The sequence below is a fragment of the Acidobacteriota bacterium genome (assembly GCA_009838525.1).
GTDB lineage: Bacteria > Acidobacteriota > Vicinamibacteria > Vicinamibacterales > UBA8438 > VXRJ01.
This window is the reverse complement of record VXRJ01000004.1, coordinates 25,268-51,559: the sequence shown is the minus strand read 5'-3', so window position 1 is coordinate 51,559 and position 26,292 is coordinate 25,268. Positions and strand designations below refer to the sequence as shown.

The window sequence follows — 26,292 nt, the reverse complement described above, 5'->3', positions numbered from 1 at the left end:
ACTAGTTGTCCTCCTTGCGCAGGGAGAAGACGTGGGCGACCAAGTCATCGAGCTCCGAGCCCGACACCCCAGCGGCGGGCATCGTCGAATCCGTCACGCGCTCGACCGAGCGGACCTGGCTCTTGAGGAAGTGCCAGAGCCGCTCGTCCTCGTCCATGATCCGGACCGAGAACGTGTCTTCGTTCATCCGGAGCCCGTCCACGCGCGATCCGTCCTCGCGGACGATCCGCATCGTCCACCAGCGGGGGGCGACCTCGGCGTTGGGGTCCGTCAGGGCGGCCTGGATCTCATCGGGAGTCAATCGCCGGCCGACATCCGACAGGTCGGGGCCGAGGCGTCCTCCCTCGCCGTTCACCATGTGGCACTGGGTGCAGTTCTGCGCCTCGTATACCTGGGCGCCACGCGCGGCGTCGCCCGGCAGGTCGTAGTCGCTCGGATCGAAGCTGAGGGAATTGACGTACGAGACGATCTGCCAGACCGCCTGATCCGACGCACGGCTGCTGATCCCGATCATCGCGGTGTTGTCGATGCCGTCCCGGATGACGTCGAACATGCCCTGATCGGTGCTCGCGTAGGTGAATTGCCCGGTCGTCAGGTCGGGCGCGCCGGTCTCGTCGTTGCCCCTGGCGTCGCGGCCGTGACACCGGCCGCACTGCGCCCGGAACAGCCGCTGGCCCATCCGGGCGTCAACCGTGGTGTCGTAGGGGTTTTCCTGCGCGGCGGCGGGCGCAACAACGATGCCGCCGAAGACGATCAATCCGGCCGCCAGGAGGCTGAGAGCCATCATGGGAGTCCGCATGGTGCCACCTCACTCGGGTACAAGTCTGGCGCGCATCATACCACCGCCCCGGCCTCGTCTTCGCGATGCTGGGGTAATCGGGACGGGCATGAAGGGGCGGTCCGGGAAGACACTGCCGGTATGATGGGAGCGGCCGCGCCATGAAGACCCTCCTGATTCTGCGCCACGCCAAGTCGAGCTGGAAGGATCGGGAGAAATCGGACCATGACCGCTCGCTGAACAAGCGGGGGAAGCGCGACGCCCCCCGGATGGGCCGGCTCGTGGCGGAACGCGGTCTCCGCCCGGAGCGGATCATCAGCTCCACCGCCAAGCGGGCCCGGATCACGGCGGAAGCGGTGGCCGCGCAGGCCGGCTACCGCGACGCGGTCCAACTGGAGCGCCAGCTGTACCTTGCCAACCCGGCCGAGATTGTCGAAGTCCTCCGGGAAACCGGCGGTAAGGCGGCAAGCGTCATGGTCGTGGGCCACAACCCCGGCCTGGAGGAACTCGTCGCCCGGTTCGGGGGCGTCGGTGAACCGTTGCCGACCGCCGCGCTCGCCGAGGTCCACCTCGACATTCCTGCCTGGAAGGAACTGACGCTCCGGAGCCCGGGGCGTCTCGCCAACATCTGGCGACCCCGCGAGTTCCTGCCGGAAGGCGACTGACGGCGCACTGACTCCGCTGGCGGGGTCGGGAGTTGCCCCGCCCGATCTATAGGCATACGATGGTACTCAACGGTAGGTTCCATCGAGTGCGTGGGTCGCAGCGAATTCTCGGCTACACAGCCTTGGTTTGGACGCGCCCGGAGGGGCCTGCTGGCGGGCGGTGGCCGCCGCCCGGAGGAGGACGAACGTGAGGAAGACACTAGTAACGGGGTTCAGCCTGATTCTGGCCCTGACGGTCGCGGCGGACGCCCTCGGGCAGGGCCGCCAGACCGGCACCATCAGCGGAACCGCAGTAGATGCCCAGGGGCTTTCCCTCCCGGGGGTCACGATCACCGTCGGTTCGCCGTCCCTGCAAGGCACGCGGACCGCTATCACGGACATCAACGGCAACTACTCTTTGCCGCAACTCCCACCGGGTGAATACTCGGTCGTATTCGTGCTGTCCGGCTTCGGAGACGTCGAGGAAACCGCGACGGTCCCGCTCGGCGGCGAGGTCGGCGTCAACGCAGTCATGGCGCCCGGGGGCGTCACGGAGATTGTGCAGGTGGTGGGCGTCGTACCGGCGGAGATCCAGACGACGGAGACCGCCTCGAACATGGTGGACGATGAAGTGAACGTGTTGCCGATGGGCCGGACGCCGTTCGGCATCGCGGCGATTCAGCCCGGGCTGAACACCAACACGCCCAACGCCGGGCAGCTCGCCATCAACGGGGCGTTCGCCTACGACAACGTCTACCTGGTGGATGGCGTCGACACGAACGACAACCTGTTCGGCACGTCGAACGCCCTCTACGTCGCCGACGCGATCGAGGAGACGCAGGTCCTCACGTCCGGCATCTCGGCCGAGTACGGGCGTTTCTCCGGCGGCGTCGTCAACGTCATAACGAAGAGCGGGGGCAACACGTTCTCCGGAAGCTGGCGCACGAACTACGACAACCCGACCTGGGAAGGGCTCAACCCCTACGAGGTGGAGAACGAGGTGGAGCGGACGGATATCCTGAACCAGACGCACGAAGCCACGCTCGGCGGTCCGATCGTCCGCGATCGGCTCTGGTTCTTCACGTCCTACCGTCGCGCCCGGGTTACCACGAGCGACAGCTTCGCGCAGACCGGCATCTCATTCGACGAGACGAACAACAACGACCGGAACCAGCTCAAGCTGACCGCGACCCTCGCGCCGGGACACACGCTGTCCGGACAGTACATGCGGAACTACACGGCGCGGGGCGACGATCCCACATTCTCGTTCAGCATCACGCCCGATACGCAGAACGACGCGACGCGGCCCAACGACCTGTACGTGACAACCTACCGCGGCAGCCTGAGCCAGAACGTCTTCGCCGAGGCCCAGGTGTCGCAGAAGCGGTTCGGCTTCCGGGGCGGCGGCGGCACCGAGACGGCCATCGGCTATTCGCCGTTCATCACCCTGACGCAGCAGTTGGGTCACTACAACGCACCCTACTTCGATGCCACCGACCCGGAGGACCGGAACAACCTGCAGGTGACCGGCAACGTCACGTGGTATCGGGCAACCGAGTCGTTCGGTTCCCACAACATCAAGATGGGCTACGAGAGCTACCGGTCGACGCGGACCGGCGGCAACTCGCAGACCTCGACCGGCTACGTCTTCGATGCGGACTATCTGACCGACGCGAACGGCGACCCGGTGCTGGAGAACAACCGGCTGATCCCGGTCTTCAGCCCGTTCGATTCACTGATCGAGGACTGGCGCGCGTCGCGCGGCGCCCGGATCGACATCAACACGTCGTCGTTCTTCATCAACGACAACTGGGCGTTCAACGAGCACTTCTCGTTCAACCTGGGCGTGCGGGGCGAGTTCGTTTCGAGCGAGGCGACGCCCGGCGACATCACGACCGTCGATACCCGGGCGATCGTTCCGCGCGTCGCCGCGTCGTACGATCCGCTGGGCGACGGCCGCTACTCGATACAGGCGACCTACAGCCATTACTCCGGGAAGTACAGCGAGGCGCAGTTCGCAGAGAACACCAACGTCGGCAACCCGAGCCTGCTGCTGGGCGTCTACCTTGGTCCTCCGCATGTATGCCGGGGGTTGCCCAACGCGACCGCGGCGGATTGCCCCGGCCTCGACCCGGACAACTACTTCACCGTTCTGGGCCGCTTCCCGACGCAGAACGTCTTCACCGACGAGCGGCTGAACTCGCCCGTCACGGAGGAGTTCACGCTGTCGACCGGCACGGCGCTCGGGACCCGCGGGTACTTCCAGGCGACCTACGTCCGGCGACGCTCCGGCAGTTTCGTGGAGGACTACCAGGACCTCACGACGGGAACGACGACGCTGATGGATGACGACGGCAACCAGTACGGCACGTTCACGAACAAGGTCTTCCGGAATCCGGGCGACCTGGGCGACGATCCCGATGCTCTCAAGCGGAACTACGACGGGCTGCAGTTCGAGACGCGCTACCAGTTGTTCAGCGACCTGCTGCTGAACGGATCCTGGACGCTCCAGCTCCGGAACGAGGGCAACTTCGACGGCGAGAACACGAACCAGCCGGGCGTCTCGTCGACTTACGGCGACTGGCCGGAGATTACGCCGGCCGACCGGTTCTACCCGTGGGGCCGCCTCGACGACTACCAGAAGCACCGCGTGCGCGTCTGGGGCATCTACACCCTTGGCATGGGCGGCTTCGGCGATCTGGACGTCGGCGGCTTCTGGCGGTACGACTCGGCGGAGAACTACAGCCTGGCGTCGAGCAGCTTCCGGCGGACGTCGGAGCAGCAGGCGATCCTGGACGAGTTGGGCTACGTGGATGGTCCTTCATCGCGGACGCTCTATTACTCGGCGGGACGCGGATCGGAGTTGTACAACGGCGTCGGCCGGTTCGACCTGTCGCTCCACTACGACATCCCGGTGTGGCGAAACCTGAGGCCATGGTTGAAGTTCGAGATGTACAACGTGACCAACAACGACAAGCTGGTCTTCTTCAACACGACCATTCGGCCCGACTTCAGCGGACCGACGGACGAGTTGCGAATCCCGACTACGTACACCGAGGGGGATAATTTCGGCGAAGCGACCTCGGCCGGTCACCATCCCAGCGCCCGGTCGTTCCTGTTGTCGTTGAGCTTCCGCTTCTAACGCTTCGGCAAGGGGTGAATCTCTCGCGTTTTCTCGGTCGTGCGCGGGCTCTGGCGGTAACTCTCGTCGTCGCGACGCCGGGAATCCAGTACGCCTGCGGCCCGTCCGACCAGACCACGCCCACGCCCACCGCGACGCCCACGACACCCACGACGCCGACGCAACCGACGGCAGAGCAGTCGAATCCGTGTCCGTCGACGCCATCGTCGTCGTCATCAGCCCTTGCAAGCGCCCTCGGCGCGTCAACCGGGCTCGGAGCCGAGAAGCGTGCCGCGTCCGTCGACGGCCACGTGCGCCCGACGGTACTCGACGCAGTCTGGGCGCACCGGATCGGGCTGGAGCGAGGATTGATACTGCCCACGGGGACGCGCGCGGCGACCGAGGATGTGGGTGATATCGCAGTGATGCAGGACGAGGGCGACCTGATCCTGAGATCCAACACCTATGACCTGCGCGACGTCACCTTGCGCTTCGAACCCAACAGTGCCGGTGGTTACGATACGAGGCGTGTCGGCCCCGCCACCTACCGGTCACCGGTGGGGCAGCAGGTGCCGCTCGGGGACGACGATACTGCCCCGCTGACGTTTCCCTTCGAGTTTCCGTACTACGACGGCGCCCACGCCAGCGCATTCGTCAACTCCGACGGCAATCTCACCTTCGTGGAGGGCGACGACGCGAGCACCGCGCGGGGCATCTCCCGCCTGCTGACGGGCTGGCCGCGCGTTGCGCCGTTCCTGGCCGATCTCGATCCGTCGGCCGGTGGCGCCGTATACGCGCGCAGCGCCGCAGACGCCGTCACCGTCACCTGGTGCGCGGTACCGGAGTTCGACAACGAAACCAGCGCCGTCACGGTCCAGGTGAGCCTGCTGCCGAACGGCAACGTCGAGATGACCTTCGACCCGGAGATCAGGACCCGCGGGGCCGTTGTCGGGTTGTCCCCGGGCCGTACTTTCACGCTGGAGGCGGTCGACCTGAGTGACACCGGCCCCACGCCGGGTGGCGCCGCCGCCGTGGGGGAACGGTTCTCAATGGACCACGAGCTCGACGTGGTCGCCGTCGCGGCCAGGTTCGCCGCGTCCCATCCCGACATCTACGACCAGATCGTCATCTGGGCGAACCGGCCGGTTGTGTTCGACGCGTTCGCCTACGAGATCACGATCGCGAACGCTATCCAGGGCATCGGGCAGGCGCTCTACGCGACGCCGTCAGACTTCGCGAGCGACACTTTGGAGAGCTTGGTCGTGATGGGGTGGCTCGGCAAGTACTCGGAGGATCTCTCCGAGACGGTCGCCGGCGAGGCGACGACGATGGCCGTGCTCGGGCATGAGACCGGGCACCGGTGGCTGGCCTTCCTGGAATTCAGTGACCATAACCGCGAGCGCTCCGAGGCCCTCCTGGGCCGGCAGCGGGCTCACTGGAGCTTCTTTGTCGACAGCGATGCCTCGGTGATGGAGGGCAACGACATCGAGGACCTCGGCGGGGGAGAATTTCGGACGGTGGCGGCGGAAGAGCGCTATAGCGCCCTCGATCAGTATGCGATGGGTCTGCGCCACGACTACGAGGTGCCGCCGTTCTTCTATGTCGAAGCGCCGACCAACGTGTCGCCTCCCGCGCGAAGCACGACGTCGCCGGAGGTCGGCGTAACCTTCAACGGCACCCGGCGCGACGTACTGATACAGCACGTCATCGAAGTCGAGGGGCCGCGGGTCCCGAGCGCCGACCGGTCTCCTCGCGTCCACCGGCAGGCGTTCATCTATGTTGTCGGGCAAGCCAGCACTGCGGATCCGGACGATCTCGCCAAGCTCGACACGATCCGGAGACAGTGGGAGCCTTGGTTCAGCGAAGCCACCGACGGGCGGATGCGTGTGGAGACGCGGCTGAACCCGGGCGCCTCGGCGAATCCGACACCGTGACTCGGGCAGCGTGAGGAACTACGTTCCAGCAGCCCATTCCTGTGTGGCCACATGCGTGGCAAAACCCGAGCCGGCCCCCTCGTAGACGTTGAACACGACAGACGCGCCAGCCCGCTCTAGCGGCTCGATCTCATCGTGGAACTTGGCGGTGGCGGCAACCCGGCCCCTGAACGAAGCGGCCCTGAGCTGGTCTAGAACGGCGAGACTTGCGGTCACGTTTGGCAGGGCCAACATTACGAGTTCGACCGTGTTCGTGTCCTGAACGCGATCCCAGAAGTCTGCGTCGCTCGGATCGCCGAGCAGCACGTTGAACCCCGCCGACTGGTGCTTCTGTACGGTTTTCGGTTCGATGTCCACGCCGACGACCGTTTTGCCGTGCCGTCGATGCATCGCTTCGTAGGCCCCGGCGCCGATGCGGCCCATACCCAGAATGAGGATCTTCGCCCCGCCGGTGTCGAGCAGCCGGTCGTCGGCGAGACGCTCTCTCCGTTGCAGGCGGTGCCACGCCGCCCGATATCTGCTGTAGGTCCGATCGGCGACAGAATTCACTCCCGCCGCGATGCCGCACGACAGGGAGAGCGCGACCGCGATAACGCTCAGCCAGAGACTGTCGATCCAACCGCTGGCGACGCCGACGGCTGCAACGATGAGCCCAAATTCGCTGAAGTTGGTCAGGTTCAACGACGCCAGCAGCGATGTTCGCGCCCGCAACTTGAACGCGGCCAGCAGACCCAGGAAGAGAGCCGACTTGAAGAACACGAATGGGGTGACGGCCGCGCCGATGAGAACCACCTCCGTGGTCAATGGGCCGGACACTCCAACGGAAAGGAAGAAGCCGAGCAGGAACAGGTCCTTGAACCGGAGCATCGTCTTTGCCAACTCGTCGCTCTTGCCGTAGCCGGCCACCAGGACGCCGAGGACCAGGGCGCCCAGGTCACCCTTCAGGCCCACCAGCTCGAACGCTCCCGCTCCACCGAGCGCGAGCAGGAAGCCGTAGAGGACAAGGAGTTCGCCATGGCCGACGCGCCGGAGGACGAGGATCAGCACTGGCCTCAGCGGAACGAGGATCAGCAACAGCAGGGCCCAAACTGTGGGCAACTCACCTGCCGCAAGCGCCATGAAGACGACTGCGGCCACGTCCTGCACGATGAGGATGCCGACCGCGATGCGGCCGTGCAGCGAAGCCGTTTCTCCTCGTTCCTCGAGCACCTTGACGACGAAGACGGTGCTGGAAAAGCTCAATGCAAAGGCGATCAGCAGGGCCTGGGGATAGTCGACGCCGGTCAGGAAGGACGCACCGAGGAGCGCTAGCGCAGGGATGGCCGTTCCGAGCACCAGAACGACTATCGACATGTGCAGGCTGGCAACGGCCCAGACCTGCGGACGCGCGAGGGTCCTGACGTCGAGCTTCAGGCCCACGAGAAACAGCAACAGCGTGATGCCCAGGTCCGACCACGTCTGGAGCATCTCGCCGCTGACGGTGCCGAACAGGTTGATCAGGAAGCCCGCCGCGAGAAAACCGACCAGCGGCGGCAGCCCGACAGTTCTCGACAACAAGCCCAGCACGAACGCCAGGGCGATCCAGGCGACGTCCTGCGCGGCAACGGCGACATCCATGGCGCTACGGGTGGACAGCCGGACCAGGCTCGCAACCGCGCCTCACGCGGTCGGCGCCTCGGGGACTCCGTCGATCAGCTTGCGCACGATCAAGATGAACACGCCCGTCAGCGCCAGGTTGAGCGCCAGCGACAGCATGGCCACGGTCACGATGGGGCCGCCGATGCCGTAGCTCAGGCTGAGCACCAGCACCCCCGCGCCGACCTCGCCGCGGGGCCACATGCCGATGCTGACGGCCAGGCGGTGACGCCAGTGCGCCTCTCGGCGGTAGCAGAACGCCGGGAACATCTTGCCGAGATTGCTCAGAAGCGTCAGCACCAGCAAGTGCCAGATGATGGCGTCCCAGCCGATGCTCGGCTGGCTGGCCGTGACCGTGGTCGTGTAGCTCGCGTCCGGCTCGCCGCCGTGCAGCGCGGGATCGTCCACGACGCTGCCGGGCGCGGCGGCGTGAAGCGCCTCCGGCGGGGGCGCCGGATGTTGCGCGTCCGGCCCCTCGAAGATGGGCGGCATGCTCAGGCCCACCAGCACCATGAAGGCAGCCGACACGATCGCCGCCGCTCGCCGCTCGCCGCGCTGCTCTACCACCGCGTGGAACGCGTGTTCGACGGACGTTGCATCGGCATCGGCCGCCACGGCCGGCGGGCGCGCGATGCAGCCGAGGACGAACGCCGGCAGCAGTACCTCGATGTGAATGGGCACCGAGGCATCGAAAACCGTGCTCCAGACGTGCAGCAGCTCGCTGGCGCCCACGATGACCGCGGCGTAGGCCAGCACCCAACCCCAGGTGACCGGCATCGTGCGCAGATGCAGCCAGCGGTAGGCGGCCGCCAGCATCACGACCATAACCACCACGATGAGGCCGAGCTGCCAGGCGATTCCCACCATCAGCATCTTCAGCGGGATCATCAACAGCACCGTGTCGAGGTCATCGAAGATCGCCAGAATGCGCGCCTTGCGAAACAGCCAGGTCGTTCCCAGTCCCGCGGCGGCCAGCATGCTGAACAGCACCCCGGCGGAGGTGGGTGCTGCGAAACGGCCGGCCAGCAGCGTCTCCTTCCAGGCGTCGAGGTCCGCCCAGAACTCGGGCGGCAGCATGGCGAACACGAAGTAGCCGGTCACGAACACCCACGGAAACGACGCCGCGGTGAAGGCCACCACGTAGTCCCATCCGTACTGCCTCAGGTTGGACTTGTCGATGTGGAATTCGAAGCCGACCCGAATCATGATGAAGGCCAGCCCCGTCATCGTCAGCAGTCGGACGGTCGTCGCGACGGCATCGCGCGCGTCTCCCAGCAGCGCCGGCAGCACCTGTGAGAGCCCCAGACCGACGAAGAGCAGGATCGAATAGGCAAGAACTATGCGCATACGTTCAACCGTCCTTGACTTCGGAAGAACCGACGGTCCGGGTCGTGCTGACGCAACCGTCGCAGCGCGCGGTTCCGAAGGGCGGCTCGAGCTGTCGCGCGGCTCCGATGAGGAAGAAGCGAACGACCGCAGCTCAATTCACAATAATCCAGTCTAGCCGATGATGACCGTCACCTGCGTCTGGGTCGGCGCGAGCTAGGCGTTCGGCCGGTGATTACCGCGCCGCGCGAAGGTGCGGGAGCGCCGATCATCCGGCGACTCCTAGTCCGCCGTCTTCACGTCCTCGTACATCAGGACTCCCTGCTCGTCGTAGAAGCGGAACGCGGCGGTCGGCGCTTCGCCCGGCGTGACGACGACGTTCAGAAAACCGCCGGTCGGCTCGTCGTACGTGTAGTACTGCATCACCAGCGCGTTAGGGTCGTTGGAGTCCGGGTCGCCCGGCGGCCGCCCGAGGCGGGAGTTGGCGTCGACCAGGGCGCCGGTCGAGAACTCCTCGAGACCGGTGGGGTCGAGCGAGTGGTATTGCCAGTGCCGGTCGCCGGTGACGATGTAGAAGTGCTTTTCGAGAAAGTCGTTCTCGATCAGCCAGTCGAACAACTCGTCGCGTTCGTGACGGAAACCGAACGGGTTCGAGTGGTTGTCGCGTTTCACCGGATCGTGTCCCTCGGCAACCCGCCCCGCCTGGTTCGCATCGTCCGGGCCGACCATCGGCGTCGGCGAGATCAGGATCTTGAACGTCGCGTCGCTCGCGAGCAGCGTCTCCTTGAACCACGCGACCTGTTCCTCGCCCCAGAGCGTCTTGTCCGGGCCCGGCTCCATCATGTTGGGGCTTCGGTACTCACGTCCCTCGACCAGCCAGATCTGCAGATCGCGGCTGACCCGGTGGGTGCGGTAGGTCACCGGGTCGGGATCGTTCGGGTCCGCTATCGGCACCTGCTCCAGGAAGATGCGGCGTCCGAGGTCGGGCAGCGGGGCGGCGTCGGTCGTGTTGTCGCAGTCGTTGTAACGGTAGTCGTGGTCGTCTTTTTCCCAGTAGGTTGGGGTCTCGGCGAAGAAATCGATGAAGCGCTGCCGGCGGAGCTGCTCGTGCCACTTCCTGCGCATGGCCGGCGCGTCGGCCGCCCGCCCGTCGTAGGGCGCGTCGTAGTAGACGTTGTCGCCGGTCGCAACGAAGAAGTCGGGCTCCAGGGCCAGCATCGACGCCAGGCCGGGGAAGCCGAGCTCCCGGTCGGGCCCCGTGTACATCCGGTTCGGGTTGTTGTAGAACTGGTGGTAGTTCATGCCGGTGACGACGGTGAAGCTGGTGGTTGCCGCCGCGTCGGCGCCGGGGTGGGTGGCGAACGAGCGGGCCGGTCCCGTCTCCGTGTTGTCACGGTCCGGGCCGTACACGACGCGATAGAGGTATTCGGTCCCGGGCGATAGGCCCTCCACCTTCACCTTGACGATGTGATCGTTCTCGGCCAGCGCCTCCAGCCAGGGCGTGACCCGCGGCGCCCGGGATTCCGGGTTGGTCGCAATCTCGAACCGCGCGACGCCGGCCATTCCCGGAAGATCGCCGTCCGCCCAGCCCGACTTCGCGGTGAGGCGGGTCTGCAGGATGATCGAGGTGTCGGTCGCCTCGCCCGCGATTTCCCCCTGCCCGTTCGTCATCAGGATCTCGACTGGTTCCGGCGCGCTTCCGCACGCCGCCAGCGCGAGCGCCGCCGCCCCAAGAATCAGGTGTTTCTGCATCGCCGCCATTGTGGCCTCCCGGACCGTCCAAGGGTAGCTCATGCCCGTCGCAGGCCGCGCTTCACAGCCATCCCTGAGCGCCAGGGGGCTGAAACCTATAATGGAAAGATGGCTGGCGAGTTCCGCCGCTTCAAGCCACTCTTCCGCGTGTTGAACGAGTGCGGCGCCCGGTACGTCGTCATTGGAGGCGTTGCCACCATCCTGCATGGCTTTCTGCGCTTCACGAAGGACCTCGACGTCGTCGTCGATCTCGAACCCGCGGCGGCCCGGCGTGTGATCGATGCCCTCAAGGCCCAGGGCTTCCTGCCCCATGCGCCGGTCGATCCGGACGACTTCGCCGACCGGCGGATCCGGGAGGCCTGGACCAACGAAAAGGGAATGAAGGCGTTTTCGATGTTTGATGGCGAGCGGCCCTGGCTCACCATCGATCTGTTCATTCGCGAGCGGTCGGACTTCGAGGCGTTCTGGGCGCGGGCGGAAACGAAGCATGTGGACGGGCTACCGGTCAGGATTGCCTCCATCGAGGATCTGCTGGCGATGAAGCGCGCCGCCGGGCGCTCCGGTGATCGGGAGGATATCGAGCGTCTGGAGCAGATCCTGGCGGACCGACGCCGCCCGCCCCGCGCACGGGACGCGGCGCTGGACGACCCGTGGCAGGCCTGCACGTGGCAGGGCATGCGTGACGCGCAGTTCCGCGCGGGCCTCGCGGCGACGCCGGCACAGCGGATCGAAGAGCTTGAGGACATGATCGAGTTCGTGCATGAAGCCGCCCGACACCGGGACTTCGTCGTCGACAACGAGGGTACGGTCATCGACCTCACCGCCCCCCGCGGCTAGTTTCCGAACGGATGCTGACAACGGAACGCCGCCGGCCGGCGCGGGGGATCTTCAAGCGCCACGACCGTGCGGCCGACGTCGGTTGGCGGTTCCGCCTGCACGAGATCATCTTCGAAGCGGACACGCGAGGCGGCAAGCTCTTCGACGTCGCTCTGATGCTCGCGATCGTCGCCAGCGTCGCGGTGGTGATGATCGAGAGCCTGCCGGACGGCGAGTCGGCGCTGGCCTCCCAGCTCCTGCGGGTCGAGTGGGCCTTCACGATCCTGTTCACGATCGAGTACTTCGCGCGCATTGCGGCGGTGAAGCATCCCTCCCGCTACATCTTCAGTTTCTTCGGGATGGTCGACCTGCTCGCCATCCTGCCCACCTGGATCAGTCTGGTGCTGCCGGGCGGGCAGGCGTTGATCGTGATCCGCGCGCTGCGGCTCATCCGGGTCTTCCGGGTCCTGAAGCTGGGCCACTACCTGGTGGGGGCCGAGGAGCTGAGCGACGCGCTTCGGGACAGCCGGCCGAAGATCATCGTCTTTCTGGCTGCGGTCGCGTCGATCGCGGTGGTGATGGGCGCGCTGCTGTACCTGATCGAAGGGGAAGAAAACGGCTTCACGTCGATTCCCCGCGGGGTCTACTGGGCCATCGTGACGATGACGACGGTCGGTTACGGCGACATCTCGCCGCAGACCGTCCCCGGGCAGTTCGCAGCAATGCTGCTGATGCTGACCGGCTACGCGATCATCGCCGTACCGACCGGTATCGTGTCCGCCGCCATTGCGCGGCGGGGGACCCCGGCGATATCGACGCAGGCGTGCCTGGAGTGCAGCCGCGAGGGTCACGACCCGGACGCCGGGTACTGCAAGTTCTGCGGCGCCGAGCTGCGACCGGAAGACGCGACCGGGTAGTTTGCCCGACGCGCTATTGCGGCGGTTTCACCTTGAGGTCGCGATCCAGCTCGACGACGGATGCCCCGAGGGGAGAAAGACGCCGAGCATACCGCGCGTCGGTGATGATGACCCGGTAGCCGTCCGCCGTCTCTTCCACTGCATACGCCGGGTAGCGGATCCAGGTAAGCAGGCCCTGCACGTGCGGCGCCGTGCGCGCCGCGGCAATGACCGCGTCGACCTGCGGGCCGCGCGGCCGCCGGTCGATCGCCCGCGCCGCCACGCGCGGATCCAGGCCGCGCAGCCAGTCGAGCTCGAGGAAGTGGTAGTGCTCCGCGTCGGCGACGACGATGTCGCGGCGGAACGGATTGCCGGGCGCGGGCGAGGCCATCACCTCGATCGGCGTCTCGTCTCCCCGCTCTACGAGCCACGCGGCCACCTGTTCTTCCGCCAGGCGCGAGGCGGCGACCATCACGATGATGTAGGTCGCGATCGCGGACACGCAGACGGTGGCGAGGCGCGGCAGGGCATGCCGCCACCGGCCGGTCGCGCGAAGCCAGACGATGCCCGCGACGCCGGCGCACCAGAGCAGGCGGGTCGCCAACGGCGCGCCCTCGAAGCCGGTGACGAGGGATGTTGTCGCCACGCCAAGAACGACCCACGCGGCGAGACCGGCGCGCGACGTGCTGCGTGCGAGGACGACGGACGTTCCGGCGAGCAGCCAGACCCAGGGGTCGACCACGAAGAGCGCATCGCCGTAGTACCAGGTTCCCGAGAACGGCATCAGGAACCGCACGCCGTAGGTGTTCAGCCAATCGAGGACCGGGTGCGTCCAGACCGCGAGGGAGCAAACCCCGAGGAGCGCGAGCGGCCGGACCGGCGGGCTGTTCTGCCGGGCCGGCCCCGCGAACCGGCGCCGGGCGCGGTCCACCAGTATCAACAAGCCGGCCAGGGCGAGGGGCAGGACGACCATCGCCAGGATGCCGTGGGTCCAGCCGCGGCGGAAGCCGAGCGAGACATCGCGCGTCATGAACAGTGTGATGGCGTCGAGGTCGGGAGCGTTCGCGCCCAGCAGCAACGCCGGCGTGGCGAGCGCGGTGACCCGGCGGAGGCGGGTCTCGGCGAGCGTTGCTCCGATCAGGGTGTGGGCGATTGGGTCCATCGCAGCGCCATAGAATAAACGCCGCGTTCGAGGGGTGCGACGAAACGGGAGTGTAGCGTGACAGACAACGTGCTGAGCGACGTGAACTTGGGCTTCATCGGGGCCGGGGCGATGGGTTCGGCGATGATTGGCGGCCTGGTGTCCCGACACGGCGTCGAGCCGGGGCAACTGAAGGCAAGCGACCGGCACGTCGAGCGGCTCGACGAAGTGCGGGGTCAGTTCGGCGTGGGGACGACCCACGACAACTGCGCGGCGGCGACCGGCGCTCAGGTGGTGGTCCTGTCCGTAAAGCCGCAGGTGTTGCCGGGCGTGCTGCGCGAGTTGCGGGGGCGCATCGATCCGAACGCGCTGGTGCTGTCGATCGTGGCCGGCGCCACGATCGAGACGATGGCGACGGGGCTGGACCATCGCGCCATCGTCCGGACGATGCCGAACACGCCGGCCCAGGTGGGCGAAGGAATGACCGTCTGGTGCGCCACGCCGGAGGTTTCGAGGGCGCAGCGCGCGCAGGCGAGTGCGATCGTCGGCGCGCTCGGGAGGCAATGGTTCGTGGAGGACGAGGCGTTCCTCGACATGGCGACGGCCATCAGCGGCTCCGGGCCCGCCTACGTCTTCCTGATGATGGAGGCGCTGATCGACGCGGCCGTGCACCTCGGGTTCTCGCGCGACGCGGCCCGGGAGCTGGTGCTGCAGACGATCCGGGGGTCGGCCATCTATGCGCAGCAGCAGCCGGTGCATCCGGCCGAGCTGCGGAACCGCGTGACGTCACCGGGGGGAACCAGCGCCGAGGCGCTCTACCAGCTCGAGAAGGGGAACTTCCGGACGGTGATGTCGAAGGCGGTGGTTGCTGCCTACAACCGCAGCGTCGAGCTGGGCAAAGGCGGAAGCTGACTCAGCGCGCGCGGATCGGATTCGCTTAGTATCGAATCACGTGCCGCCCGAGAACCGTCGCTACATCGTCACGTTGGCCGGCGCCGCAGCCGCCATCCTGGTACTGGGGGCGCTCCTCCGGCCGGCGCCGGTGGCCGACGAGCCGCTCCCGCCGCCGCCGTCGCAGGCGGAGCTGAGCCGGCTGACCCGCATTACACAGCGCCGGTCTCTCGAAGCGATGAAGGAGTACTTCAGCGCCGTTGCAACCGACGCCGACCGCTCCGTCGTCCGCCTCCGCATGCTCGGCCGGAGCGGCGTCGTCTGGGCGCCCGGCCTGGTGGTGACCGCCCGCCTGGAGCAGCGTTTCCCGCCAACCACGACGGTGACCGGCGATGAGGGCGAGTTGGGCGTTCCGCTCGCCGCCGGCGCCCCGCATCTGCCGGTCGCCCTGCTCGACGTCCCGGAGACGGGCGAGTTCATCCCGGTGCGCCGCCGGTCGATCGAGAATCTGGACCCCGGCGCATGGACCGTGTTCGTGACCGATCGCCACGGGGCCGGCTTCTCGCCCGCCACGTATATCGAGATTGCCGACGTGGCCTGCGAGGGCCGCATGGTGCGGGATGTGGTTACCAGCGTGGCGCTCGGTCCGGAGATGGCGGGGGCCGGGCTGTTCGATCTCGACAACAACCTGCTCGCCGTCGTCCTGCCGTGCGGCCCGCGCTTCGTCGCGGTGACGGCGGAGGACGTCGCGGCGCTGGCGGAGGAGGCGGCCACTGTCCGCTCACGCATCGCGCAGCGCTACGGGATGACCCTGGATGCCGTGACGTCCGAGGAAAGCGGACATCTGGGGGTCCCCTTCGGCCTGTTCGTTCGCGATGTGTGGACCGGCGAGCTGGCCGACACGATCGGTCTCCGCCCGGGCGATGTCGTCATTTCCGTCAACGCCGAACTGATCCTGGACGTCGATCAGCTCTCGCCACTGATTGATGATAGCGCGCGCCGGGCGGCAACCTCTGCCGCCGGAGAGAGCGGCGACGTGGAGAGCGAGGACGCGGCGGCAAGCGAGACGCCGGTCGACTCCGCGACCGCCGAGGTAGCGTCAGCCGGCGAGACGTCGGGCGATGAAGCGTCGGGCGATGAGACTTCTGCCGCCGACGGGTCGGGCGATGGGTCGGGCGATGCCGCCCAGGAGGTCTTCGAGTTGGGCGTGGCCCGCGACGGCGAGACGCTGGTGCTGAATCTGCCCATCGATCCGCTGGCGTTCATCGGTCCGGACGCGCCGGCTCCGGACGGCGGGCTCGTCTGGGATGATCCCGGCCGCGGCTACCGGTTGGACGACGTCCGCCCCGGCACTCCGGCGGCCCGGGCCGGTCTCCGTCGAGGAGACCGCCTCCTCCGCATCGACGGCGCCGCCCCGGACACGCTGGACGCGGTGCGCGACGCGCTTTCCGCCGATCGCGACGCACCGGTTCTCCTCGAACTCGAACGCGGCACGCGCCGCACGGCGATCCTGCTTCCCTGAGCACGGCTCGTGGATGAACTGACGTCTCTCGGTCTGATCCTGCTGCTGGCCCTGCTTGCCGGCCACCTGGTGAAGTTCGTCCGGGTCCCGGAGGTAACCGGCTACATCATCGCCGGCATTGTCCTGGGTCCGTCGGTTCTCGGCTGGGTCTCCGCCGAGAACCTGATTGCTCTCGAGATCCTGAGCGAGGTGGCGCTCGGCCTGATCCTTTTCTCGATCGGTTCGGTATTCGAGTTCTCCCGGTTCCTTCGTATCGGGCGCCAGGTCCTCATCCTGACGCTGATCGAATCGGTGCTGGCCTCGGTCATCGTCACGTTCGGGGCGCTGATCGTCGGCCAGCCCTGGCAGGTGGCGTTCCTCCTTGGCGCCATCGCCATCGCCACGGCCCCGGCGTCGACGCTGATGGTGATCCGGGAATGCGACAGCGCCGGTCCCCTGACCGAGAATCTCCTCGGCATCATCGCCGTCAACAACCTCTTCTGCATCGTGGCGTTCAGCATCGTGGGGTCGATGATCGACCTCGGCGCGGGGTTCGGTCCGGGCGGTATTCTCGATGGTTTCTACCGGGCGATCTTCCCGTTGTTCTGGCAGATAGTCGGTTCCGCGGCGCTCGGCTATCTGGTGGGCCTGATGCTCGCCGGTTGGGCGACACAGGTGCGAGAGACCGGCGAGCTGCTGATCCTTCTGGCCGGGTCCATCCTGCTCTGCGTCGGCGTCGCGAGTCTGCTCGACATGTCGCCGCTGGTGGCGAGCCTGGCCGTCGGCGCGACGATGGCGAACCTCTCGGCCCGGAGCGGCAGCCTCTTCTCCACGCTTTCCGGCACCGATCCGCCTTTCTACGCGATCTTCTTCGTCATCGCGGGGGCCGACCTCGACCTGTCGCTCCTGGCCTCGATGGGAATCATCGGCGTCGTCTACGTCGTGGGGCGCGCCGCCGGCAAGTTCGCCGGTGCAGTCATCGGGTCGCGGTGGCTTGGGCTGGAACGCGCGGTTCAGCAATTCCTGGGCTTCGCCCTGCTGGCGCAGGCCGGACTGGCGGTCGGCTTGACACTGGCGGTCGGCCAGCGTTTCGAGGACTATGCGCCCGTAGTCTCGACCGTCGTCCTTGCCGGTGTCGCCTTCTACGAAATGATCGGGCCCATCAGCACGCGATTCGCCCTGGTTCAAGCCGGCGAGTCGGGTCAACTGCAGCCGTCGCCGGCTCCCGCGGACGCCCCGAAACTCTATTAATTGAATTGGTGTCCATATTTAATATGGAGCGCCGCCAGTCCGGAAAGGTGTTAAACCTTAGGCGCCTATATTTAATAGTTGTTTCTGGAGTCAAAAGTTCTTGCAGGAGCGCTTGCAGAAATTAAAAAATATGGGCTATTTTTTAAACTACCCTCGTGACCATTCAACTCTTTTGAAGTCACGACGGGCCAAGTGAATGCACCGGGGCGAGACGGGGCGCTTTGCGCTCACCACGACTGCCGGCGAACTGGTTCGCGCGTTCACTCCGGCGCCGCTCCCGCCGAACCCGCCCCTGGCCCTCGGCGGCGACCTTCAGCAACTGCTGGAGGCCGCAACGCTCGCGGTCGGTCGGCTCGACAGCGTCTTGACGCTGCTTCCGGACAAGACGACCTTCCTGTACAGCTACGTCCGCAAGGAAGCCGTGCTCTCGTCGCAGATCGAAGGGACGCAGTCGTCGCTCTCCGACCTGCTCCGGTATGAACTGGACGACGCGCCGGGTGCCCCGCCGTTCGATGACGTAGTCGAGGTTTCCACCTACGTGTCCGCCCTCGAACACGGGCTGACCCGGTTGCGCGACGGTTTCCCGCTGTCGAACCGGCTGCTTCGCGAGATGCACGGCGTTCTGCTGTCGCGCGGACACGGCGCCACGATGACACCCGGTGAGTTCCGGCGGTCCCAGAACTGGATCGGAGGGACGCGACCCGGCAACGCCGCCTATGTCCCGCCTCCGCACACTGACGTGCCGGACTGCATGGCCTCGCTGGAGCAGTTCCTGCACGCCCGGGACGACGGCATCCCGGCGCTCGTCAGAGCCGGCCTGGCCCACGTGCAGTTCGAGACCATCCATCCTTTTCTGGACGGCAATGGCCGGCTGGGCCGGCTGCTCATCACCCTGCTGCTGTGCGACGCTGGCGTCCTGCGCGATCCTCTCCTCTATCTGAGCCTCTACTTCAAGGAACATCGCGCGACGTACTACGATCTCCTCAATGACGTGCGACGCACCGGCGACTGGGAGACTTGGCTCACCTTCTTCCTCGAAGGCGTTCGGGTTACCGCCACCGGCGCCGTCGAGACGTGTCAACGGCTCCGGGAGCTGTTCGGCGGGGATCGCCAGCGGATCGAACAGGGCGGTCGCGCCGGTTCTGCCACCCGCCTTCATGAGGCCTTGACCGCCCGACCGATCCTGTCTCTGGCCGCTGTCATGGAACAGACCGGCCTGTCGTATCCGACCGTCGCATCCGCCGCCGACGCTCTCAAGGATCTGGAGATCGCCGGATCGTTCAAGAGCCGGGGCCGCCGGTTCTTCGTCTATGACCGCTATCTCGCGATCCTGAACGAAGGCGCCGAGTCGTAACGCGGCGCGCGGGCGGCGGGAGACCCGGGGACGGGAGTACCGGAGCTACGCCCGCGGCTGCACGATCTCGATCCGGACGTCGTCCGGGCCCACCACAAAGGAGATCAGCATGTCCTCTCCCAACGGATTGGTAAAGGGACGCGGCTCGATGGTGAACTCGACTCCCTTGCGGCGGATCTCCTCCGCCGCGGCGCGGAGGTCGGGGAACTGCCAGCCGAGGTGATCGAAGGCGCGGCCCTCGGTCGGGGCCAGTTCGCCCTCGTGGGGTGAGATGAGCAGCCAGACGGTGCCATAGCGAAGGCCCGCGATCCGGCCCTTCAGGCTGTCGCGCTCGCCACCGAAGAGGTTCTCGTACCAGTCGTAGGCGGCGTCGCGGTCATTGGAGCGGAGGTGCAGGTGGTGGAAGCCGAGCCACTCGTGATCCTCGACCACCTCGATCTTCGTTCCCCACGGGTCCTCGATGAACGCCAGCTTGAAAAGGCCGTCCACCTCCCGGATCGGTTCCAGGATCTTGATGCCGGCCGCCTCGAACGACTCCATCTTCGACTCGAGGTCGCGGAACGAGAAGCCGATGTGATCGACCCCGCTCCCGACGCTCGGGCCGGTCGGCTCGCGCTCGAAGAAGATGATCAGCACATCGTCGCCGGCTGCGCACGCGTTGTGTCGGCCGTAGTCGGTGCAGCCCATGTGGGTCATGTACCAGTCCTTCGCTTCGGCCGCGGACGTGGCGACGAGATGAATGTGGTGATAGTCGGCGGCGGCCGCCGGGGCGGGCGCGGCCCCTACTATGGCGATCAGGGCGATTACGGCGAGCACGGTGCGCATGGTTGCTTCCTTTCCAACGGTCACGCGGGGTTTCACCACGGGCTGCTGGCGATTCCCGGCGCCAATGGGATCACGCCACTATACCCGCGATTCGCCAGGCGGCGAGACCGAGGGCGAGGCCGAGCAGCGTATCGAGGAGGTAGTGATAGCGGCCGAGGACGGTCGCGACGGTGATGCTGGCCGCGATGAAGATGAACGCCGCGCCCGCAACTGCATGGCCGGTCGACGCGACAGCGAGGGCGGCGGCCGTGGCGGAGGCGGCGTGGCCGCTCGGGAACGTGTTCCACTGCACGCTCATGCGCTGGAGAACGGCGGCGTTGAGGCGCCGAAGGCGGTGATGCGGCGCGTATAGCGGACGGTCGGTGGCGAGCGCGCGCGGCGGACGTGTCTGAATCCAGGGGAGCATGCCGTAGCAGGCGAACGATGCCGCGAGCAGCGCCGTCCAGAACTCGTCGGCCCGCCCCCGTTGGCCCAGCACGACGAGCGCGGCGAACGCGCCGGGGACGAAGGGATAGGCGAGCAGATAGGCGAGCTCGAACCAGGAAGCGACGGCGGCCGGCGCGCGGGCGAGAAGCGCGCGGAGACGCGTCCGGTCGAACGCGGCGGCGTCGATGGCGAGCAACCATCGTTCGACGCCGGTCATCGGCGCGCGGAAGAAGAGGCCGCACAGCCAGTAGCCCTCCATCAGGTAGAGGCCGGGAATCCACTCTCGGATGATCAGGAGGGCGGGTGAGGGACGGAGCTGCGCCAGCAGGATTGGCGCCGCGATGCAGAGGATGCCGACGAGCAGGATGCGCCGCCGGACAGGTGACGGGAGGGGGCGGAGGAGGCAGAGAACGACCAGGTACGCGAAGAACCCGATGACGATCCACTCGGCGGTCCAGAGCGCCGGGAGCGTCGCGGCCATGATTCCATTGTCGCGCCTTCCGCGGCGCGGCGCGACCCCGCGGTCAGTCCACGTGCGTGGCGGCGCGATCCTCGCTCAGGACGCTGCGGCAGTAGGGCCAGAGCCAGGCGACCGCGACAAGCCGGCCGGCAAGGATGGCGACCGACGCCGCGACCGCGCCGACGAGGTCGAACTGGTGGATGGTCAACGCGAGGACGCCGCCGACCGCGACGACTTCGGCGATGGTCGCAGTCGTGATCGGCCGGGTGCGGTGGGCGTGTACCAGGACTGCCCGCTGGGTGTGCATCGTGACCGAGAGGATGGGAAACGGCGCCATGAGCCGCGTCGGCAGGAGCGAGAATGCGGTCAGGGTCATGCTCAGTCCCGAGATGGTGTTGAACCAGACGTCGGCGAGCGGCGTGAACGCAATCGCCGACAGGCCGGCGCATGCCAGTACGGCCAGACCGGCGGCGAAGTTGCGGAGGGGAACGAAATGCTCGCGCTGGCGGCCGAGCAGGGCGATCGCCACCTCCAGGAAGGAGAGCCCCATCGCCCGGAAGATGAAGGTGAGGCCGTGGACCACCGGCAGAACGGCGAGCGATTCCAGCGGGAAGCGGGCCTGGCCCATGAAAAAGGTGACGATTGGCTGAACGGAGAGCGCCAGCAGCGTCGTCAGCGCGAGTGGCGTATAGAAGCGCGTGATGGCGGGCATCGACAGTTCCGTCATCCGCTCTGCCGCGCGCGGCCGGTTGAGCAGCTCCGGAACCAGGCGATGCGTCATCACGCGACTCGCGACCGCCTCGATCATGACGGCGACGGACAGCGCAAGCGCTCCGACGTAGGCGCCGGGCAGCGACGTGTAACGGAACGCCGCGAACCCCGTGGCCGACATCGCCGCGAGGCGGATCAGCGTGCCGTACGCGACGCGCCGGGTCTGGTGGTTGCTGATCAACAGCCCTTGCCGAAAACGCCGGTACGCGATCGCGGCGGGCCACGGCAGCAGAATCAGCAACCCGCCGTGGGTCAGGCGTGTGACGTCGTCCGGCAGTGCCAGCCCGCGCGCTATCAGGTCGAATACCGGCGGCAGCAGGACGACGATCTGAAACGCCGTCACGATCGCGGTCAGCCAGATCGCAAAGCGTCGAAGCGCACGGTAGCTGGGCCCGTCCTCGACGAGCGCGGTGGAGGCGCTCATCAACATGATGACGGGCGACTCGATGATGATGGCAAAGGCGAAGGCGACGCCGAACGCCGCCAGGTTCGGCGTCGGATCGGGCAGACGCGCGATGACCGCGGCAAGGTACGGCCCCTCGGCGGCCATCATCAGCCAGGTCCCGGCGAGCGGCAGCCAGAAGAAGAAGATCGACCGGTAGGCGAGCGACGGTGGGTTCATGCGGGCAGGATCCGGCCACGCGCCGGCCGGACATCCAGGCCCGTACTCCGGGGCATTCGCAAACCGATCTCATTTAGCTCTTGACTCCGACCGATCTGGTCGGATATCTTCCCCCGGCCAATTGAGATTTCGTCTCTGTTGGGCACGGCCGCAGAAGCGCTGCTCCCTGAATCGAACGGTTTCGAACCGGGGAGCGGAAAGAAGGTGACCCGTCCGGTGCGGCAACACCGGACGGATCGGCTCAACGCTGGGACGCGGCTCCAGGCAAACGGCGTTGCTCGGCGTCCGCCACGTACAAGCCGCTCCATTCTAGGGGCGTGCCGGGCGCTGCGCAACCATTCGCGAATGGAGGTTGCGCGGTGAATGTAACTGTGGAACGGAAGCATAAGGTGGTGATCGCGCTCGTGGCGTTGGCGGTCCTGGCAGGCGCCGGCGTGACGTTCGCGCAGACGGGGGGCCCAGAAGAGGCCGAATCAGCCGAGGAGGGTGAGGCCGAGACCGAGGTCGAAGCGGAACAGCAGGCCGACGTACAGGAACTCGAGCGCCGGATCGAGTTGTTGGCCGAGGAGGTGGAACGGCTGCGGAGCGGCGAGCCGGATCGTGAAGTGACGATTGATCGGGCGCGCGCGCTAGGGCTGGCGCCCTCTGCCGCCGCGGCCTACGCGCAGGATGCGGGCGTGTCGATCGCTGGCTATGGCGAGGCGCTGTACGAGAACTACGCGTCCGACAAGACGTCGCAGTTCGACTACCTGCGCGCCATCATGTACTTCGGCTACCGCTTCAACGACAAGTTTCTCTTCAACTCCGAGATCGAGGTGGAGCACGCGAAGGAGATCTTCGTGGAGTTCGCCTACGTCGACTATCTCGCGACCGAAAACTTCGGACTGCGCGCCGGCATGCTGCTGATCCCGATGGGGCTGGTGAACGAGTTCCACGAGCCGACCGTCTTCATCGGGGCCGAGCGGCCGGTGACCGAGAAGAGCATCATCCCGAGCACGTGGCGGGAGAACGGCGGCGGCTTTTACTTCGCCCACGAGCTGGTCTCAGCTCGCGCTTACGTGGTCAACGGATTCAACGGCTCCGCCTTCTCGTCGAGCGGCGTCCGCGGCGGCCGGCAGAAGGGCGGCAAGGCGAAGGCCGACAACATGGCGTTCACCGGGCGGCTCGACATCACGCCGACACCGGGCGTGTTCTTCGGAGCAAGCTTCTACAACGGCGGGTCGGGACAGGGCGACATCGCGATCGACGACGTCATCTACCCGGTCACCACCAGCATCTTCGACTTGCATGGACAGGCGCAGGTGCGCGGGCTCGACATCCGTGCCCTCTATGCGCAGGCGAGTCTCGACGACACCGCCGAGTTGAACCACGTGCTCGGCCTGACGGGCAACAACGGTGTCGGCGAGTCCATGAAGGGTGGCTACGTGCAGCTCGGCTACGACCTCCTGTCGCAGGTGCCGGAGGCGGGAGGCGTGGGGCTTACGCCGTATGTCCGCTACGAGAAAGTGGACACCCAGGCGGCGGTGGCCGCCGGCTTCACGCGCAATCCTTCGAAGAACAACACCTACACGACCCTCGGCGTCGAGCTGAAGCCGGTGCCGGGAATCGTCCTGAAGGTCGATCACATGTGGGTGAACAACACGGTCGACAGCGGCGTGAACCAGTTCAACGTCAATGTCGGCTACGCATTCTGACAGGCAGGGGCCATGACGCGACTGGTGGGCAGAGGATGGACGACGTGGCGCCGCGCGGCGATCGCAGCCGTGACGATGTCCATCCTCGCCGCCGGCGCGGCGTCGGCGCAGTCCGGTGTCGTGTCGCGCGAGGAGGCGCTCTCGGAGGTTTTCCCGGGCGCGGCGATCGACGCCGACCGGGTCTATCTGACCGACGCGCAGGCGGACCGGATCGCCGATCTCGCCCGCGGCGACCTGGTGACGAAGATCATCGCCCGCTACGTCGCGACGGAGGGCGGGGCGGTTGTGGGCCGCGCCTACGTCGATACGCACGTGGTCCGTACGAAGCGGGCGAGCCTGCTCATTTCACTCGAGGCGGACGGCCGGGTTCGGCGCATCGACGTCACCGCGTTTCTCGAGCCGCCGGAGTACATCCCCTCTGAGCGATGGAGGAACCAGTACCTGGAGAAGCCGCTGGACGACGACCTGGCGATTCAGCGCGCGATCCGTCCCATCGCCGGGGCCACGCTGACGACGCGCTCGGTGAACGAGGCGGTTCGCCGCATCCTCGCCCTCGACCGGGTACTCCAGGCCGGCTCGGGCGCTGGCAGCGGAGAGGCGGCGCCGTGACCTGGTGGGAGCGCTGGTCCTTCAACACGCTGCACGTAACCGTCGCCGCGACCGGCATCGTCTACTTCTGGATGAAGTACCTGTTGGCAACCGACGATCCGTTCGCGATCGTCAACCATCCGTGGGAACCGGCGATGCTGACCGCGCATGTGATCGCGGCCCCGTTCTTCATCGCGTTCTTCGGGATGGTGTTCCGGTCGCACACGTTCCGAAAGCTCTACTCGCCCGACCCCGCTAACCGCTGGACCGGCTGGACGTCGCTCGTCAGTTTCTCCATCATGGCGTTCTCCGGGTACCTGATTCAGGTGGTGACGTCGGCCTTGCTGCTCAGCGTTGCCGTCTGGACGCACGTCGCGGCGAGCGTCGTTTTCCTGCTGGGCTACACGAGCCATTGGCTGAACGGCTGGCGCATCAACCGGCTCCCGTCCGGCACGCACGGCGTTGGCGCTCCCGCACGGGTTTCGACATGACCCGGCGCGCCGCGCGGCGCGCCGCGTACGGATTGCTGGCCGGCTTCCTGCTCGGCGCGGGCGGCGCGCCGGGAACCACCACTCTCGCTCCCGTGCCGGTGGAGCGGTCCGTTTATCTGATGGGAACCATCGCGACCCTCGCGGCCGATGCGGCGGATCGCGCGGCGGGGCTGCGGCAGCTCGAACGGATGGTGCGTGTCGTGGAGGCGGCCGAGGCGGAGTTGAGCACCTGGCGCGATGACAGCGTGCTTGGACGGCTGAACCGGCAACCGGTGGGCGAAGCGATGTCCGCGCCGGTTGCGGTCTGCGATCTGCTCGAGCGCGTGGAGAGCTGGCACGACGCAACTGGCGGTGCGTTCGACCCGGCGATTGGATCGCTGATCGAGGCCTGGAATCTGCGCGGCGAGGGTCGTCAGCCGGATGACGCCGCGCTGCAGGCGGCCCGCCGGAACGCAGGCTGGGAACATCTGACGGTCGGGCTCGGCGGCGCGGCGGAATGTGCGATCACGCGCACGGCCGACGTGACACTGGATGCGGGCGCGTTCGGCAAGGGTGAGGCGATCGACCGGGTGCGCCGCGCGGAGGGCGCCGAAGCCGACGCGTGGATGATCGACTTCGGCGGGCAGGTGGCCGTGGCGGGCGGGAGCTGGCCGGTCGCGATTGCCCATCCGGTCAAACGGAACGAGGCCGCGCTCGAAATCACGTTGTCGGAGGGATCGCTCGCCACGAGCGGCGGCTCCGAGAGCGACCTGACGTTGCCGGACGGCACGCGCATCGGTCACATCCTTGACCCACGCACCGGGCGTCCCGCGCCGGCGCGCCAACCGTTCAGCGTCAGCGTGTGGCACGAGCGCGCACTCGACGCCGATATCCTCTCGACTGCCCTCTACGTCATGGGTCCGGAGGAAGGCATCGCCTGGGCGGAGGCGCGGGGGATCGCCGCCTGCTTTCTCATAGCCGACGAGGTGGACGAGGTCGACGTCCGCGCGACGTCCGCCTTCGAAGCGCGTTTCTGACGGGCCGGGCGGCTACTACCGGAACCGGCGACGTCTAGCCGATGAAGCGAAGGGCGGCGCCGATGGCGGCCATCGCGCCGACGAGGCGCCATGTAAGCCGGGTCTCCAGTGCGGCCACTTCCGCACGCAGTACGGCAAGCTCTGCGGTAACGTCCGCGCGCGTCGCGGCCAGGTCTGCCTTGGTTGCCGCGTCGCCGCTACCGCGTTCGGCCGCGGCGGCGATCCCGGCCGTGATGGCGTCCACCTGAGCGGGCGTAAGCTTGGTGGCGCTCAACGAACGAGCAATTGCGTGGGTATCAAGCATGTTGGGGTCCCTCCGTTAATCGGCAGACCCTCCAACGCTCGCTACGGAAGCCCGG

The 26,292-nt window shown here is 67.1% G+C and carries 21 protein-coding genes and 1 pseudogene; 13 read left to right on the top strand and 9 right to left on the bottom strand.

All coding sequences use genetic code 11. The features are described 5' to 3' along the window. Nucleotide 1: 1 nt before the first annotated feature. Nucleotides 2-799, bottom strand: a complete 798-nt coding sequence (locus F4Y45_00945; protein MXY23074.1) for a c-type cytochrome — start codon at nt 797-799, stop codon at nt 2-4. Nucleotides 800-939: 140 nt separating this feature from the next. On the opposite strand from F4Y45_00945, the gene F4Y45_00940 reads away from it, so the two are divergent. The 3 genes and pseudogenes from F4Y45_00940 (at nt 940) to F4Y45_00930 (ending at nt 4,783) form a co-directional block, all read left to right on the top strand. Beyond that, nucleotides 940-1,443: a histidine phosphatase family protein gene (locus tag F4Y45_00940; GenBank protein ID MXY23073.1), complete on the top strand. Its 504-nt coding sequence runs from the start codon at nt 940-942 to the stop codon at nt 1,441-1,443. 127 nt (nt 1,444-1,570) lie between these two features. Then, nucleotides 1,571-4,564 (top strand): TonB-dependent receptor, encoded by a 2,994-nt coding sequence (locus F4Y45_00935; protein ID MXY23072.1) that lies wholly within the window; start codon nt 1,571-1,573, stop codon nt 4,562-4,564. 102 nt (nt 4,565-4,666) lie between these two features. Continuing rightward, nucleotides 4,667-4,783: pseudogene (locus F4Y45_00930) on the top strand (cell division protein ZapC). 1,712 nt (nt 4,784-6,495) lie between these two features. Here the strand turns inward: F4Y45_00930 and F4Y45_00925 are convergent. From F4Y45_00925 to F4Y45_00915, 3 genes are all read right to left on the bottom strand, one after another. Beyond that, the gene (locus F4Y45_00925) at nt 6,496-8,094 is read right to left on the bottom strand and encodes a potassium transporter Kef (GenBank protein MXY23071.1); all 1,599 of its coding nucleotides are present in this window, start codon (nt 8,092-8,094) and stop codon (nt 6,496-6,498) included. 42 nt (nt 8,095-8,136) lie between these two features. Further along, a complete protein-coding gene (locus F4Y45_00920; protein ID MXY23070.1) occupies nt 8,137-9,459 on the bottom strand; it encodes a sodium:proton antiporter in 1,323 nt (440 codons plus the stop codon). A gap of 261 nt (nt 9,460-9,720) precedes the next feature. Then, nucleotides 9,721-11,088, bottom strand: a complete 1,368-nt coding sequence (locus F4Y45_00915; protein ID MXY23069.1) for an alkaline phosphatase — start codon at nt 11,086-11,088, stop codon at nt 9,721-9,723. 210 nt (nt 11,089-11,298) lie between these two features. Here F4Y45_00915 and F4Y45_00910 point away from each other — a divergent pair, with 210 nt between their 5' ends. Together F4Y45_00910 and F4Y45_00905 are read left to right on the top strand one after the other, a co-directional pair. Next, the gene (locus tag F4Y45_00910; GenBank protein MXY23068.1) at nt 11,299-12,027 is read left to right on the top strand and encodes a hypothetical protein; all 729 of its coding nucleotides are present in this window, start codon (nt 11,299-11,301) and stop codon (nt 12,025-12,027) included. A gap of 11 nt (nt 12,028-12,038) precedes the next feature. Next, complete coding sequence (locus F4Y45_00905) at nt 12,039-12,923, top strand: ion transporter (protein ID MXY23067.1); 885 nt, start codon at nt 12,039-12,041, stop codon at nt 12,921-12,923. A 13-nt stretch (nt 12,924-12,936) separates the two neighbouring features. Here F4Y45_00905 and F4Y45_00900 read toward each other — a convergent pair whose 3' ends face one another. After that, nucleotides 12,937-14,064, bottom strand: a complete 1,128-nt coding sequence (locus tag F4Y45_00900) for a metal-dependent hydrolase (GenBank protein ID MXY23066.1) — start codon at nt 14,062-14,064, stop codon at nt 12,937-12,939. 69 nt (nt 14,065-14,133) lie between these two features. Here F4Y45_00900 and F4Y45_00895 point away from each other — a divergent pair, with 69 nt between their 5' ends. From F4Y45_00895 to F4Y45_00880, 4 genes are all read left to right on the top strand, one after another. Beyond that, a complete protein-coding gene (locus F4Y45_00895; protein MXY23065.1) occupies nt 14,134-14,955 on the top strand; it encodes a pyrroline-5-carboxylate reductase in 822 nt (273 codons plus the stop codon). A gap of 40 nt (nt 14,956-14,995) precedes the next feature. After that, entirely contained in the window at nt 14,996-16,456 is a 1,461-nt protein-coding gene (locus F4Y45_00890; GenBank protein MXY23064.1) for a PDZ domain-containing protein, read from the top strand. 9 nt (nt 16,457-16,465) lie between these two features. After that, nucleotides 16,466-17,686: a hypothetical protein gene (locus F4Y45_00885; GenBank protein MXY23063.1), complete on the top strand. Its 1,221-nt coding sequence runs from the start codon at nt 16,466-16,468 to the stop codon at nt 17,684-17,686. A 196-nt stretch (nt 17,687-17,882) separates the two neighbouring features. After that, entirely contained in the window at nt 17,883-19,040 is a 1,158-nt protein-coding gene (locus tag F4Y45_00880) for a Fic family protein (GenBank protein ID MXY23062.1), read from the top strand. A gap of 45 nt (nt 19,041-19,085) precedes the next feature. Here the strand turns inward: F4Y45_00880 and F4Y45_00875 are convergent, their stop codons facing one another. The 3 genes from F4Y45_00875 to F4Y45_00865 all read right to left on the bottom strand — a co-directional run bounded on the left by F4Y45_00875 (nt 19,086) and on the right by F4Y45_00865 (nt 22,144). Then, a complete protein-coding gene (locus F4Y45_00875) occupies nt 19,086-19,865 on the bottom strand; it encodes a VOC family protein (protein MXY23061.1) in 780 nt (259 codons plus the stop codon). Nucleotides 19,866-19,935: 70 nt separating this feature from the next. Then, nucleotides 19,936-20,772, bottom strand: coding sequence for a phosphatase PAP2 family protein (locus tag F4Y45_00870; protein MXY23060.1), 837 nt, complete (start codon nt 20,770-20,772; stop codon nt 19,936-19,938). Between the two features lie 43 nt (nt 20,773-20,815). Continuing rightward, nucleotides 20,816-22,144, bottom strand: coding sequence for a hypothetical protein (locus tag F4Y45_00865; protein ID MXY23059.1), 1,329 nt, complete (start codon nt 22,142-22,144; stop codon nt 20,816-20,818). Nucleotides 22,145-22,515: 371 nt separating this feature from the next. Here F4Y45_00865 and F4Y45_00860 point away from each other — a divergent pair, with 371 nt between their 5' ends. Genes F4Y45_00860 through F4Y45_00845 form a run of 4 tightly spaced genes read left to right on the top strand, consistent with a single transcriptional unit; the run spans nt 22,516 to nt 25,933 of the window. Continuing rightward, nucleotides 22,516-23,838 carry a hypothetical protein gene (locus F4Y45_00860; GenBank protein ID MXY23058.1) on the top strand — a complete coding sequence of 441 codons (1,323 nt, stop codon included), beginning with the start codon at nt 22,516-22,518 and terminating at the stop codon, nt 23,836-23,838. Between the two features lie 12 nt (nt 23,839-23,850). Continuing rightward, nucleotides 23,851-24,447 carry an FMN-binding protein gene (locus tag F4Y45_00855; GenBank protein MXY23057.1) on the top strand — a complete coding sequence of 199 codons (597 nt, stop codon included), beginning with the start codon at nt 23,851-23,853 and terminating at the stop codon, nt 24,445-24,447. Further along, nucleotides 24,444-24,917, top strand: a complete 474-nt coding sequence (locus tag F4Y45_00850; GenBank protein ID MXY23056.1) for a hypothetical protein — start codon at nt 24,444-24,446, stop codon at nt 24,915-24,917. The genes F4Y45_00855 and F4Y45_00850 overlap by 4 nt, the downstream gene beginning before the upstream one ends. Then, nucleotides 24,914-25,933 (top strand): FAD:protein FMN transferase, encoded by a 1,020-nt coding sequence (locus F4Y45_00845; GenBank protein MXY23055.1) that lies wholly within the window; start codon nt 24,914-24,916, stop codon nt 25,931-25,933. The genes F4Y45_00850 and F4Y45_00845 overlap by 4 nt, the downstream gene beginning before the upstream one ends. Before the next feature lie 34 nt (nt 25,934-25,967). Here F4Y45_00845 and F4Y45_00840 read toward each other — a convergent pair whose 3' ends face one another. After that, on the bottom strand, nt 25,968-26,237 hold the full coding sequence (locus F4Y45_00840) for a hypothetical protein (protein MXY23054.1): 270 nt from the start codon (nt 26,235-26,237) through the stop codon (nt 25,968-25,970). Between the last annotated feature and the right edge of the window lie 55 nt (nt 26,238-26,292).